The organism is Halomonas sp. IOP_31, assembly GCF_021151495.1.
In the GTDB taxonomy this organism is placed as follows: Bacteria; Pseudomonadota; Gammaproteobacteria; order Pseudomonadales; family Halomonadaceae; genus Modicisalibacter; species Modicisalibacter zincidurans.
The window spans coordinates 26,759-40,426 of the sequence record NZ_JAIRBP010000014.1; the positions used below are offsets into that span (position 1 = coordinate 26,759).

General features: G+C 67.2%; 12 protein-coding genes and 1 riboswitch. All 12 genes read left to right on the forward strand.

Annotation, left to right across the window (positions count from 1 at the left end; genetic code table 11):
* Window positions 1-97 precede the first annotated feature (97 nt).
* Window positions 98-1,318 (forward strand): methionine adenosyltransferase, encoded by a 1,221-nt coding sequence (gene metK / locus K7I12_RS09175; RefSeq protein ID WP_031385229.1) that lies wholly within the window; start codon window positions 98-100, stop codon window positions 1,316-1,318.
* 127 nt (window positions 1,319-1,445) lie between these two features.
* Window positions 1,446-1,844 (forward strand): hypothetical protein, encoded by a 399-nt coding sequence (locus K7I12_RS09180; RefSeq protein ID WP_231663987.1) that lies wholly within the window; start codon window positions 1,446-1,448, stop codon window positions 1,842-1,844.
* Between the two features lie 137 nt (window positions 1,845-1,981).
* Window positions 1,982-2,073, forward strand: a riboswitch (S-adenosyl-L-homocysteine riboswitch).
* 20 nt (window positions 2,074-2,093) lie between these two features.
* On the forward strand, window positions 2,094-3,506 hold the full coding sequence (gene ahcY, locus K7I12_RS09185; protein ID WP_031385231.1) for an adenosylhomocysteinase: 1,413 nt from the start codon (window positions 2,094-2,096) through the stop codon (window positions 3,504-3,506).
* A gap of 102 nt (window positions 3,507-3,608) precedes the next feature.
* Window positions 3,609-4,844 (forward strand): cation:proton antiporter, encoded by a 1,236-nt coding sequence (locus K7I12_RS09190; RefSeq protein WP_031385232.1) that lies wholly within the window; start codon window positions 3,609-3,611, stop codon window positions 4,842-4,844.
* Between the two features lie 187 nt (window positions 4,845-5,031).
* Window positions 5,032-5,379, forward strand: a complete 348-nt coding sequence (locus K7I12_RS09195) for an NADH-quinone oxidoreductase subunit A (RefSeq protein ID WP_031385233.1) — start codon at window positions 5,032-5,034, stop codon at window positions 5,377-5,379.
* Window positions 5,370-6,659 (forward strand): hypothetical protein, encoded by a 1,290-nt coding sequence (locus K7I12_RS17610; protein ID WP_150113137.1) that lies wholly within the window; start codon window positions 5,370-5,372, stop codon window positions 6,657-6,659. Before K7I12_RS09195 ends, K7I12_RS17610 begins: the two co-directional genes overlap by 10 nt.
* Window positions 6,656-7,570 carry a complex I subunit 1 family protein gene (locus K7I12_RS09205; RefSeq protein WP_031385235.1) on the forward strand — a complete coding sequence of 305 codons (915 nt, stop codon included), beginning with the start codon at window positions 6,656-6,658 and terminating at the stop codon, window positions 7,568-7,570. The genes K7I12_RS17610 and K7I12_RS09205 overlap by 4 nt, the downstream gene beginning before the upstream one ends.
* Window positions 7,570-8,184 (forward strand): NADH-quinone oxidoreductase subunit J, encoded by a 615-nt coding sequence (locus K7I12_RS09210; protein WP_031385236.1) that lies wholly within the window; start codon window positions 7,570-7,572, stop codon window positions 8,182-8,184. Before K7I12_RS09205 ends, K7I12_RS09210 begins: the two co-directional genes overlap by 1 nt.
* A 41-nt stretch (window positions 8,185-8,225) precedes the next feature.
* Complete coding sequence (gene nuoK / locus K7I12_RS09215; protein WP_031385237.1) at window positions 8,226-8,531, forward strand: NADH-quinone oxidoreductase subunit NuoK; 306 nt, start codon at window positions 8,226-8,228, stop codon at window positions 8,529-8,531.
* Entirely contained in the window at window positions 8,531-10,399 is a 1,869-nt protein-coding gene (locus K7I12_RS09220) for an NADH-quinone oxidoreductase subunit 5 family protein (RefSeq protein WP_031385238.1), read from the forward strand. The genes nuoK and K7I12_RS09220 overlap by 1 nt, the downstream gene beginning before the upstream one ends.
* Window positions 10,396-11,880: a complex I subunit 4 family protein gene (locus K7I12_RS09225; RefSeq protein ID WP_084173648.1), complete on the forward strand. Its 1,485-nt coding sequence runs from the start codon at window positions 10,396-10,398 to the stop codon at window positions 11,878-11,880. Before K7I12_RS09220 ends, K7I12_RS09225 begins: the two co-directional genes overlap by 4 nt.
* A complete protein-coding gene (locus K7I12_RS09230; RefSeq protein WP_231663988.1) occupies window positions 11,880-13,286 on the forward strand; it encodes an NADH-quinone oxidoreductase subunit N in 1,407 nt (468 codons plus the stop codon). The genes K7I12_RS09225 and K7I12_RS09230 overlap by 1 nt, the downstream gene beginning before the upstream one ends.
* Window positions 13,287-13,668 lie beyond the last annotated feature (382 nt).

Here is a 13,668-nt window from a genome sequence, read left to right on the forward strand (position 1 = left end):
TCATCGTGCGTCGTCCTTGCCGTTGTGGCGGTCGCGGCGCTGTTTTCCCCTTTTCTCCGAAGCATCGGAACGCCTACCAGAGAGGGTCGAGGACGCCATGAGCGAATACTCCCTGTTCACTTCCGAATCCGTATCCGAGGGTCACCCGGACAAGATCGCCGACCAGATCTCCGATGCGGTGCTGGACGCGATCATCGCCCGCGACAAGCAGGCGCGGGTGGCCTGCGAGACGCTGGTCAAGACCGGCGTGGCGATCGTCGCCGGCGAGATCACCACCAGCGCCTGGATCGATCTCGAGGAGCTGGTGCGCAAGGTGATCCTGAATATCGGCTACAGCTCCTCGGATGTCGGCTTCGACGGCGAGACTTGTGGCGTGCTCAACCTGATCGGCAAGCAGAGCGTCGACATCGCCCAGGGCGTCGACCGCTCGAAGCCCGAGGATCAGGGCGCCGGCGACCAGGGCCTGATGTTCGGCTACGCGACCAACGAGACCGCCTCCTACATGCCGGCGCCGATCCACTATGCGCATCGCCTGGTCGAGCGTCAGTCGGAGCTGCGCAAGAACGGCATGCTGCCATGGCTGCGCCCGGACGCCAAGAGCCAGGTGACCTTTCGCTATGACGACAACGGCAAGCCGCTGGCGGTGGAAGCGGTGGTGCTGTCGACCCAGCACGACCCGGAGATCGACCAGGACGACCTGCGCAAGATGGTCAAGCGCGAGATCATCGAGCAGGTGCTGCCCGCCGAGTGGCTGACTGCATCCACCAAGTATCACATCAATCCGACCGGCAAGTTCGTGATCGGCGGTCCGGTGGGCGACTGCGGGCTGACCGGGCGCAAGATCATCGTCGATACCTACGGCGGCATGGCGCGCCACGGTGGCGGCGCGTTCTCCGGCAAGGACCCGTCCAAGGTCGATCGCAGCGCCGCCTACGCCGGGCGCTACGTGGCCAAGAACATCGTCGCCGCGGGGCTCGCCGACAAGTGCGAGATCCAGCTCTCCTACGCCATCGGCGTAGCCGAGCCGACCTCGGTGTCGATCGATACCTTCGGTACCGGCAAGGTCAGCGATGCCAAGATCATCGAGATGGTCCGCGAGCATTTCGACCTGCGCCCCTACGCGATCACCCGCATGCTCGATCTGCAGCATCCGATGTATCAGTTGACCGCCGCCTACGGCCACTTCGGTCGCGAGCCGTTCGAAACGAGCTACACCTGGACCGACGTCAACGGCGAGGCGCAGACCGAGACCTTCACCGCCTTCCCGTGGGAGAAGGTCGACAAGGCCGAAGCCCTGCGCGGCGCTGCCGGGCTCTAGCGTACTGCCAGGCCAGTGCGACGCCCCGCCACAACGGCGGGGCGTCGTCGTTTGTGGCTTGCCGTCGAGCCTTCTACGCTGTTTGTGGGAACTGGATTTCGCTAATCAATGGATGAGGAACGTGAACATGGAAAACCGCAAACTTGCTTGGTTCGCCGCAATGGCACTGTCCGGTGTGCTGTTGGCTGGCTGTAGTGACGATGGCGAAGAACAGCAGCCCGGCGGTGGCGATGAATCGGCTACCAGTTCGGAAACCACCAGTGGTGGCACGTCCGGTTCGAGCAGCGGCTCGACCTCCGGTTCAACGACGGGTTCTGGCGGCGGTTCGGCAACCGCTACGGACGGGGGGGGCTCGTCAGGCTCCACTGCAACCGGCGACGCCTCCAGTGATCTGGGCATGAGCGAGGATCAGGCCAGCGGCGGTTCGTCGGACGCCACCAATGGCGACATGGCGGACGACCAAAGCGCTACCCAGGATGGCCAGAGCGGCCAGCAGCAGGACGAGGAGCAGCAATCTTCGCAGTAATCGCCGGCCATCGATGAATCGAGCGAAGCAGGCGGCCCACGTGGGCCGCCTTGTCGTCAGCGCGCAAGTCGATTGAAAAAGTGCTGCGCCTGTAGTGAACTGCCAGAACAGGGTCGTTGACCCCGGTCGCGTTGCCGCCGCTCGAGGGGCGCTGCAGCACACCGACGCCAAGCGTCGGTGTGCGAGGCTCGAGCGGCTTGCCGCAAGCAAGCAACGGCGCCCATTCCCTAGGAATGGAGTAAGACGACGATGACAGCCATGGCGAATGCCCAAGCCAACCTCGCCGAAGACTACCAGGTCGCCGATATCGCGCTGGCCGACTGGGGTCGGCGCGAGATCCGGATCGCCGAAACCGAAATGCCGGCGCTGATGAAGATCCGCGCCAAGTATCGAGACCAACAGCCGCTGGCCGGCGCGCGGATTGCCGGCTGCATTCACATGACCATTCAGACCGCGGTGCTGATCGAGACGCTGATCGAGCTCGGCGCCTCGGTACGCTGGTCCTCCTGCAATATCTTCTCGACCCAGGATCATGCCGCCGCGGCGATCGCCGCCGCGGGCATTCCGGTGTTCGCCTGGAAGGGCGAAAGCGAGGAGGAGTTCTGGTGGTGCATCGAACAGACCGTGGAAGGCCCCGGCGGCTGGACCCCGAACATGGTGCTCGACGACGGCGGCGATCTGACCGCGCTGCTGCACGACAAGCGCCCGGAGTTGCTCGACGCCATCCACGGCATTTCCGAGGAGACCACCACCGGCGTGCATCGCCTGCAGGAGATGCTGCGCGACCGGACCCTCAAGGTCCCGGCGATCAACGTCAACGACGCCGTCACCAAATCCAAGAACGACAACAAGTACGGCTGCCGTCACAGTCTCAACGACGCCATCAAGCGCGGCCTCGATCACCTGATGGCCGGCAAGCAGGCGCTGGTGGTCGGCTACGGCGACGTCGGCAAGGGCTCGGCGGCCTCGCTGCGTCAGGAGGGCATGATCGTCAAGATCAGCGAGATCGATCCGATCTGCGCCATGCAGGCGTGCATGGACGGCTACGAAGTCGTCTCACCCTATGTCGGCGGCGTCAACAACGGCGTCGATAGCATCGATCGCGAGCTGCTCGGCAGGATCGACCTGGTGGTGACCTGTACCGGCAACGTCGATGCCTGCGACGCGCCGATGCTCAAGGCGCTCAAGTCCGGCGCGGTGGTCTGCAACATCGGCCACTTCGACAGCGAGATCGACACCGCCTACATGCGTCGCCAATGGCACTGGGAGGAGGTCAAGCCGCAGGTCCACAAGGTCTATCGCGACAGCGACCCGGGCGACTTCGATCCGCAGAGTCGCGATTACCTGATCCTGCTCTCGGAGGGCCGGCTGGTGAACCTGGGCAACGCCACCGGTCATCCGTCGCGGATCATGGACGGCTCCTTCGCCAATCAGGTGCTGGCCCAGCTCCACCTGTTCGAGCGCAAGTTTGCCGATCTTGCCGACGACGACAAGGCCGGCGGCCTGAGCGTGACGGTGCTGCCCAAGCAGCTCGACGAAGAGGTCGCGCGCTACATGGTCGAAGGCTTCGGCGGGGTCGTCACGCGGATGACCCCGGAGCAGGCCGAGTACACCGGCGTGCCCGCCGAGGGGCCCTACAAGCCGGACGAGTATCGTTACTGAGACCGCTTTACAGGTTAGCCGACAACGCCGCCCGCAGGCGGCGTTGTCGCGTCGGAGCGTGATCCGCGGACAATCCGTCGCAAGCAGGCCAGGGAGGGCCTCATGCTCGATCTCGTCGCCATCATCATCACCCTGACCGCCTTGCTGGCGTGGTTCAACCACCGCTTTCTCGGCCTACCGCTGGCGATCGGCGTGATGGTCATCGCCCTGCTGCTGTCGGGCGTCATGCACGGGCTCACCGCGCTGGGCTGGACGGCACTCGAAGGCCAGGCCGAGGCCTGGCTCAACCAGATCGATTTCAATGCGCTGCTGATGGACGGCTTGCTTTCGCTGATTCTGTTCGCCGGGGCATTGCACGTCGATCTCGATCGGCTGCGCCGCTTTCGCTGGTCGGTCGGCTTCCTTGCCACGGCGGGGGTGGTGATCTCGACACTGGCGGTCGGCAGTGCCACCTATGCGCTGATTACGCTGTTTGGCTTCAATGTCTCCTGGCTGTACTGCCTGACCTTCGGCGCGCTGATCTCGCCGACCGACCCGATCGCCGTGCTGGGCATCCTGCGTAACGCCGGGGCGCCCAAGGACCTGGAGCTGCGCATCGTCGGCGAATCGCTGTTCAACGACGGCGTCGCGGTGGTGGTGTTCACGCTGTTGTTGGGCGCGGCGAGCGGCCAGGAAGCGCTCACGCTCTCGAACGCCAGCATGCTGTTCCTGCAGGAGGCCGGCGGCGGCATCCTGCTGGGGCTGGTCGTCGGCGGGTTGGCGTATGGCCTGATGCGCAGCATCGACGCCTATCGTATCGAAGTGCTGATCTCGCTGGCGGTGGTGCTGGGCGGCTACGCTCTGGCTCTGCGGCTGCAGTTCTCGGGGCCGCTGGCGATGGTCGCGGCCGGCCTGCTGATCGGCAACAAGGCTCGTGAAAGCGCAATATCGGATACCACGCGGCAATATCTCGACGCCTTCTGGGAGCTGATCGACGAGATTGTCAATACGCTGCTGTTCGTGCTGATCGGCCTCGAGGTGCTGCTGATTCCCTTCGAGGCCGGCTATTTCTGGGTCGGCCTGGGCGTGCTGATAGTGCTGCTCGCGGTGCGCCTGGTGACCATCGGCGTGCCGGTCATGCTGCTGCGCGAGCGGTTGGGATTTCGCCGCGGGGCGGTGCGTATCCTCACCTGGGGCGGCCTGCGCGGCGGCATCTCGGTGGCCCTGGCGTTGTCGCTGCCCGATGGCGAGAATCGCGATGTGTTGCTCACCGTGACCTATCTGATCGTGATGTTCTCGATCCTCGTCCAGGGGCTGTCGATCGGTCGTGTCGTCAAGCGCCTGTTGAGCGAGACATGAGGCAAGCATCGCGGCTGAGATCAAGGGCGCGGTGAGTAGGCTTGCCTATGTGCAGGGTAGAGGTTCTATACTGAAGATAATTCATTGAAATGCGCTGGATCGCCCGAATCTTAGCTGGATTTTCCGAGCCTTAAGAGTTCGGCACAGGATCACGATCATGCGCTGATGTCAGGGACGAGGGGTTAGCATGGAGCTGCTGAGATTGCTGGTGGTACTGCTGGTTGCACTAGGCGTCGGTCTGGCGCTGCAGTGGCCGGCGCTACGCCGTCAGCCACTGCCGGGCTACTCCCAACGCGCGCCATTCCTGGGCGGCGGCACCCCGGATAGCCACGCCTGGAACCGTTATCACATCCGCTATTACCCGATGACCCTGCTGCTGATCGCCTTCGAGATGGAGATGATGTTCATGTACCCCTGGGCGGTGGTGTTCGTCGAGGAGGGGCTGGTGGCGGTGATGGAGATGGGCATGTTCCTGGCCATCCTGTCGGTGGGTATCGTCTACGCCTGGCGCGAGGGGGTGTTCAAGTGGCAGTGAACTGGCTGGCACGACTCGCGGCCCGTGCGCCGGTCCCGGTCTATCCGCTGCTGGGGATCGGCGGCGAGCGGGCGCTGTATCAACTGGCGCTGGCCGAGCGCGTCACGCGAGTCGATTCGCCGCGTCATGCCAGCGTGCTGCTGGTCGCCGGCCACGTGCCGGCGCACCACCACGAAGCGCTCAAGCGCGTCCACGACCAATTGCCGCGACCGTTCGCCACGCTGTGGTTTCGCAGCCAGGCGTTGCCGGGATTGGAGAGCGCCCGGCGCCTCGACGACCCCGCGAGACTGCCCGACGAACTGGTCGCCCTGCACCACGAGTTGCAGAGTGGTCAGCGCGGCAGCTCGCCGCGGCTGCTGCCCGATGAACCGCCCAACCCCTGGGAAGGGCTGGGCGATGACGGTCACGGCGGCGAGGGCATGATGGGCGGTACGCCCTATGGCCGGCCGATGGCGATGAACATGCAGGACGATATCCGCGACGGCCTGACACTCGACTCGCTGACCTTCCGATTGGGTCCGTTCTACCCGCTGCTGCCGCCCGGCCTGGCTGCGGAGATCACCTTGCAGGGCGACGTGATCCAGACCTGGACGAGCCAGTCGCCTGGCTATCCCCGGACTCTCGATGCAGTCTTCCAGCGGGCCCGCGAGCAACCGGTGGCGATCGCCGAGCTCGAGCTGGCGCGTGCCCGGCACCACCTCCGTCATCTCTATCAGGCGCTGCGTCTGGCCGGCCTCGAGGGGCTCGGCCTGAAGGCGCTGCGTCTGGCCCGTGAACTGACCCCGGCGAGCCGCCTGGACGGCCTGCGCCGGCAATTGCTGCGCTCGGGATTCTTCCGTCTGGCGGCGCTCGACGGCGGCGTGGTGGACGCCGAGACGGCACGTTGTCTCGGCGGTCCGACGGCCCGCGCCGCGGGCATCGACGCCGACCGGCGCCGCGACGATGCGCATTATCGGCGGCTCGGCTTTCGCCCGGTGCTGGGCCGGGATGGCGATACCCGGGCGCGCTGGCATCAGACGCTCGCCGAGATCGAGCAGTCGCTGGCGCTGGCCGGGCGCGCCGTCGCTGAAGGCGATTTGACCACCGCCGCCCCCGGCAACGCCGAGCCCCCGGGCGGCCCATGGCGCGAGCGGTCCGCGCAGGACGCCGCTGGCTGTCTCGAAGCGCTGCTGCCCGGCATGGAGTGGGACGGCGCGCTGGCGACGATCGCCAGCCTCGAGCTTGCCGAGGCCAGCGCCTCGCCACCACTCGGCGAGGCAAGTGCGGAGGGTCCGGAATGACGGCATGGGCAGCGTTGTTACTGACCTTCCTGGTCTTGGCGGTGGGTGGCTACGCGGTGGCTCTCGTCGACCGGCTGATCGCCGCGGCCTGCGGCTGGCCCCGCCAGGGCAACGCCTGGCTGGCCCCGCTGGCGCGCGGTGCCTGGCTGTATCGTCAGCACGCCAACGTCACCGAGGCGCCCGATCGGCGCGCCTGGCGGCTGGCCCCGGCGCTCTACCTGGCGCTGGCCGCCTTGGGTCTGGCGCTGGTGCCCTGGTCGCCGACCCTGATCGCCGCGGACCTGGCCACCGGCGTGGTGCTGTGGGGCAGTTTCGAGTCCTTGGCCACGGTGGTGATCTTCCTGCACGGCTGGTCGGCCAACGCGCCGCTGGCGCTGATCGGCGGCTATCGCTACGTGGCGCTAGGACTTTCCTACATCCTGATCAGCATGTTCGTGCTGATCGGTGTGGTGCTGCCCGCCGAGTCGTTGCGGTTCGCCCAGGTGGTGGCCGCGCAGGACGAGCTGTGGAATGTGGTGCGCCAGCCGCTGGGTCTGCCGCTGTTGCTGATCGTCGGGCTGGGGCTGACCTTCTGGGGGCCGCTTAACCTGGCCGACTCGACGGACCTGGCCGGAGGCACCGCCAGCGAGGTCTCGGGGCCGCCGCGGCTGGCCTGGGAGATCGCCCGGGTGGCGATGCTGGTGGCCTTCAGCGGCATCGCGGCAACTGCCTTCCTGGGCGGCTGGCTGGGGCCGTGGCTGCCCGGGCCGCTGTGGCTGGCGCTCAAGATGCTGGCGGTGCTGCTGGCGCTTGTGTGGCTGGGCCGGGTATTGCCGCGGCTGGCGCCGGAGCGCTGCGTCACCTTGATGTGGGTGGTATTGCTGCCGCTGTCGTTCGTGGACCTGATCTGGGCTGGACTGGAGGCGTTGTAATGCAAACGAGCCTGCTCGCCGATGTGATCTTCTGGGTGCTGGCCGCGCTTGCCGTGGTCAGCGGCTGGCGGGTGTTTTGCACCGATTCGATGGTTCGCGCGTCGTTCTTCCTGCTCGCCTCGTTCATCGCCGTGGGTGCGATCATGCTGTTGCTGGCGGCGGTTTACCTGGGGGTGGCAGTGTTCTTCATGATGGCCGTCGAGATGATGATCATGGCGCTGTTCATGGTGATGTTCATGATGAACCCGGCGGGGCTCAACCCGATGATGATGGTTCATCAGCATCGCCTGTCGATCGTCGCGGGCGGCCTGGCCTTTGCGGTGCTGGGGGCGCTGGCGCTGTTCGTCGAGTTTCCCGACCGGTCGCTGCCGGCGGGGCTCGACCCGGTGGCCTCGCTGGGCCGCGAGTTGCTCGGCGATTCGATGCTGGTGTTCGAGTCGGCGGGCATCGTGCTGCTGACGACGATGATCGGCGTGGTGGTGCTGTCGAGCCATCATGGACGCTTCGGCGCTGCCAACCAGGGTTCGTTGCCGCCGGGGCTCGAGCCGGGCGGCGAGCCGGCCGGCCCGCAGCAGGACTCGGGGGAAACGGCGGGGCACCAGCACTGCCATTAGTATTTTAGTATTCGCGAGCAACCGACACAGGGAGACGTGGAATGACCTTGGTTAGCCTCTTGCTGGTAGCCGCCGCGCTGATCGGCATCGGCCTGTACGGCGCGCTGTCGCAGCAGTCGTTCGTGATGCTGATGATGGGCCTGGAGCTGATGCTCAATGGGGTGATGCTCGCCGCGGTGGCGTTCTGGGCGCTGAGCGCTGCCGGCGTCCCGGAGGGTCAGTTACTGACGATCGTCGTCATGGCGGTAATGGCGATCGAGATGGCCATAGGCTTCGCCCTGGTGGTGGCGGTGTTCCGCACCAATCAGGCCGACATGACCGAAGCGCTCGGCGAGCTCAAGCACTGATGTTGTGGTCGCTGGGAGGATTGCCGATAGGTGCGGCGGCGCTGCTTTATCTGAGTGGCGCGCGGCTGGGGCGCGGCGCGCTGACATCCGCGGCGGCGCTGACCATGCTGGCCACGCTGGGGCTGGCGGCGCTCGCCCTGGCCGGCGACTGGGGCGAGACGAGCTATCGCTGGAGCGAGGCGCTGATGCTGACCCTGGCGCCGTCGCGCGCCGCGGCGGTGTTCACCCTGGCGGTACCGCTGATTGCATTGCCGATCATCGTCTACGCGGGTTGCCACGAGCTTCCGCCGGGTAAGGCCGGCCGTGACGGTACCCGGCTGATGACGCTGATCATTGCCTTCGTCGGCACCATGCAATGGCTGGTACTGGCTGATGATCTGCTGACGCTGCTGATCGCCTGGGAGCTGATCGGTGCCTGTTCGTGGGCGCTGATCGGTCACCGCTGGGGCGAGGCGGGAGTGACTCGCAAGGCGCTGACGGCCTTCGTGACCACGCGCTTCGGCGATCTGGGACTGTACCTGGCCGCCATGGCGGTGTTCGCCGGCAGCGGCGGCTTCGGCTACGCGGACCTTGCCACGCTCGACGGTCCGCTGCTGAACGTTGCGGTGGCGGGGATCGTGCTGGCAGCGGCCGCCAAGTCGGCGCAGCTGCCGTTTTCGGCCTGGCTGTTCGCCGCCATGGCCGGGCCGGTGCCGGTTTCGGCGCTGCTGCACGCAGCGACCCTGTTGGCCGCCGGTACCTTCCTGCTGGCGCGTTTGCAGCCGACCCTCGACGGCGTGGCCTGGTTCGCTCCGCTGGTCGTTGCGATCGGTCTGGCCACCGCGCTGGCGGGCGCCGTGACGGCGATGCATCAGGGCCATGCCAAGAAGCTGCTGGCGGCCTCGACCTCGTCGCAGTACGGGCTGATGTGGCTGGCGATCGGTGCCGGCTTTCCGGCGGTCGCGCTGGTGCACTTCGTCGCCCATGCCTTCATGAAAGCCGGGTTGTTTCTGTCCGCCGGGCTCGCCGCCAAGGAGTCCGGCGGCTATGCGTTGGCCGACATGCGCCTTGGCCGCCGGCTGCCGGGCGTCGCCGCGACCACGCTGATCCTGAGTCTGGCGCTGGCCGGGATGATTCCGCTGGGCTCGGCCTGGAGCAAGGAGCAGATCGCCTCGGCGGCGGGTCAGCAAGCGCTCTGGCTGGCTCTGGCGGTGGCCCTGGTCGGCGGGCTGGGCGCGCTCTACGCGACCCGTTTCCAGCGCCTGGCCTATGGCCGTGCCGATCGCCGGACACGCGATCGCCTGCCGTCGTCGACGTCTCCCACCCGCGGCGAGCTCGCCGCGTTGCACAGCCTGGCGATCGGCACGCTGTTGCTGTCGGTATTGTGGTGGCCGCCGGCGCGCCAGGTCGTTGCCGGCTGGCTGGCGACCCAGTGGCCGCCCAGCCACACGTGGTTGCTGCTGGTGTCGCTGGCGCTGGTGCTGGCAGGGATCGCCGCCGGCTGGTGGATGACTCGCCCCGGCCATCGGGTCGAGCCGGCCACGGCCGGCCAGGCGGTCATCGCCGAGTGGTTCGGCCTGAGCGCGCTGCTCGAGCGCGTGGCGGTCGCGGTGGCCGCGCTCGCCCGACACCTGGCGCGCTTCGATGACGCCGGGGTCGATGCCGGCCTGCACGCTTCGGCGCGTGTCGCCGAGGGCCTGGCACGGCTCAATGCGCAGCGTGGCGAGGCGTTCGCCGACGGCCTGCCCGGCGGCCTGGGCCGGTTGACCGACTGGGGCGGCGCGTGGGCGCGCCGTGCCCAGAGCGGCCAGACCCACCACTACTACAGCACCATCGTCATCGGTGTCGTGCTGATCCTGAGCTTGCTGGTGATAGGAGGCCTGCTGTGATCCTGACCCTCGCCCTGGCCGTGCCCTTGTTGGGGGCGCTCGCGTTGGCCGGTTACCCGCGCTGGAGTGCCGCCCAGGCGCGGCGCATCGCCATGGGCGCCGCCGGCGCCTCGCTCGCGGCGCTGATCGTCGCCTGGCTGGGCTTTGACCCGCGGGGGCCGCAGTTCCAGTACGTCGTCGAGCTGCCCTGGGTGCCGTCGCTGGGGGTGGCCTACCGGCTCGGGGTCGACGGCATCGCGCTGGCGGTGGCAACCATGAGCGCGCTGCTGTTCAGCGCGGCGGCGATCTACCCCGTCGATACCCGCGGCGAGCCGAGGAGCTACTATGCCTGGCTGCTGTTCATGCAGGGCGTGTCGCTGGGGGTGTTCCTGACCCTCGACCTGCTGCTGTTCTACGTGTTCTTCGATCTCAGCCTGGTGGGGATGTTTTTCCTGATCGGCCGCTGGGGGCATGGCCAGCCGCAGCTCTCGGCGCTCAAGTTCTTCCTCTACACCTTCGCCGGGTCGCTCTTGCTGCTGCTGGCAATCATCGGCCTGTATCTCTCGCTCGAGCCGCGCAGCTTCGACATGCGCCAGCTGATCGAGCAGCAGCCGTTGGCCGGCGGCGGGCTCTACGCCGGATTGGTATTTCTGGCGCTGATGCTGGGCCTGGCGATCAAGACCCCGCTGGTGCCGCTGCACACCTGGCTGCCGCAGGCCCATGTTGACGCCCCGGGGCCGGTCTCGGCGATTCTCGCCGGGGTGCTGCTCAAGATGGGCGTCTACGGCATGATCCGCTTGCCGCTGGCGATGATGGCCGAGACCTTCGCTCGCTACGCGCCCTGGATCGGGGCGCTGGCGCTGCTGTCGATCCTCTACGGAGCGCTGGTGGCGCTGGGCCAGCAAGACCTCAAGCGGCGCATCGCCTACACCTCGATCAACCACATGGGCTATAGCGTGCTGGGCATTGCCGCGGCGGCCGCCTGGGTGGGCGAGCCGGCCGCGCGGCAGCTGGCGTTGGCCGGGGCTTCGCTGCAGATGGTCGTGCATGGGTTGATCACCGGCTCGCTGTTCTTGATCAGCGGCTCGTTGTGGCAACGTACCGGCGACTACCAACTGGCGCACTACGGCGGGCTGGCGTATCAGGCGCCGCTGCTCACCGGCTTCACAGTGCTGGCGGCCTTCGCCAGCCTGGGCATGCCGGGGCTGGCCGGGTTCGTCGCCGAGATCCAGGTGTTCGCCGGCACCTTGGCCGTGTATCCCTGGCTGGCGGTACTGGCGATCGTCGGCATCCTGATCACCGCAGCGCTGTACCTGGACATGCTGCGGCGGCTGTTTTTCGGCCACCTGCCGGCCTCACTGGCCAGCTTCAGCGACCTGGGTCGTGCCGAGTGGCTGGTGCTGGGCGTGCTGTCGCTGGGCATCGTGGCGATCGGCGTCTACCCGAGCTTCGTGCTTGAGCTGCTCGAGGCGGCCTCGGCTGCACTGGTCGGGGGGCGCTGATGTCGGTCGGCGATCTGATTCCCGAGCTCATCTTACTGCTGGCGGCGGTAGCGATCATGCTGTTTGCGTCCTTCGCCGCGCAGCGTCATCAAGCCTGGGCCGCCGGGCTGGCGCTGGTCGCGCTGGCGGCGGCGGGCGTGGCCAGCGTGGCGCAGTGGGGGCAGGCGCCGCAGTTGAGCTTCGCCGGCGTGTGGGCGCTGGATCGCCCGGCGATCGTCGCGAAGCTGCTGATCCTGGTCAGCGGGGCGGTGTGCGTCGGGCTGTCGCCGGATTGGCTGCGCGGCGATCGGCGTCACGGCGAATATTACGCGCTGTGCCTGTTCATGCTGCTCGGTGCGCTGATGATGGCCGCGGCCCACGACACCATGGAACTGGTGGTCGGGGTGCTGCTGACCTCGGTGGCCAGCTATCCGCTGGCGGCCTTTCACCGCGGCTGGGCGCCGGCCCTCGAGGCGGCGATGAAGTACTATCTGATCGGCGCGCTGGCCAACGCGCTGTTGGTACTCGGCGTGGTGCTGCTGTTCGGGCTGGTCGGTGACACTGGCTATGCGGCCACCGCGGCGGCGCTGGCGGCCGGGGTCGATCCTTGGGGGCTGGTGTTGGCAGTGGCCTGCATGGTCATCGGCCTGAGCTTCAAGCTGGCGGCGTTTCCCGGTCACGCCTGGTTGCCGGATGTCGCCCAGGCCGCCCCGGCGCCGGCGGCGGCGCTGCTGACAGTGGTCCCCAAGATTGGCGCGGCGCTGGCGCTGGCGCGCTTCGTCGCGCTGCTGCCCGATGCCGTGGCCTGGCCGGCGATCGTCGCGCTGATCGCCGCCGCGACCATGACGCTGGGCAACCTGGCGGCGCTGCGCCAGCGCGATCTGCGCCGGCTGCTCGGCTGGTCGTCGGTGTCGCAGTCCGGCTATGCATTGATGGCGATCGTGGTGCTCGACGCCGCGCCGCGTGCCCTACCGGCGCTGCTGGCGTTTCTTGTTGCTTATTCATTGGCCAATCTGGCCGCCTTCGCGGTGGTCACCCATTGGCGCGGACGCACCGCGCTCGACGACTGCCGCGGGCTCGCTCACAGCCGGCCGCTGGCCAGTGCGGTGTTGATCGTCGCGCTGCTGTCGCTGGTGGGGATTCCGCCGTTGGTGGGCTTCGTCGGCAAGCTGTTGCTGTTCGAGGTGACGATCGATGGCGGCTATACCTGGCTGGCCGTGCTCGCTGTGATCAATACCGTGATATCGCTCTATTACTACCTGCGCGTCGCCGCCACGCTGCTGTTCCACTCGCCCTCGGGCGAGATCGCCGTGCTGGGCCGGGCGTCCGGCTGGACGCTGGCGATGACGGCGGCGCTGCTGGTCGTCGTCAGCGTCGCGGTCCAGGCCCTGCTGGCGCCGTTGATGGGGATCGCCTTCGTGGCTTAGCAGCCTGTCGGACTTGACGCTGACCTACTGCGATCGGCCCACGCCATCGGTCCGTTTCGTTACATAGCGCGCTATTCGCCAATCGATCGATCAATTTGACTCGAAACCCGTGCTTCGCATGACGATCGGCCAAACCCGACAGACTGCTAGCACTGCTGGTGAAATGGGGTATGTTGGGAGCCTATGTTTTGTTATCGGCCGCTCATGATTCACGATAATTCCCCCGACTCCGGGCTTTCTTCCTTCAGCCTCTGAGGTGCGCATCCGGGCCGTCCCGTCGGGAGTGCCGATTGTCGCGGCGCTGATCGGGTCATTCTGTCGGGTCTTCACGCAGGTGCTGAGTGTCAGGTTGCCGTCCGGCATCTGGTGATGATCGCTCAAT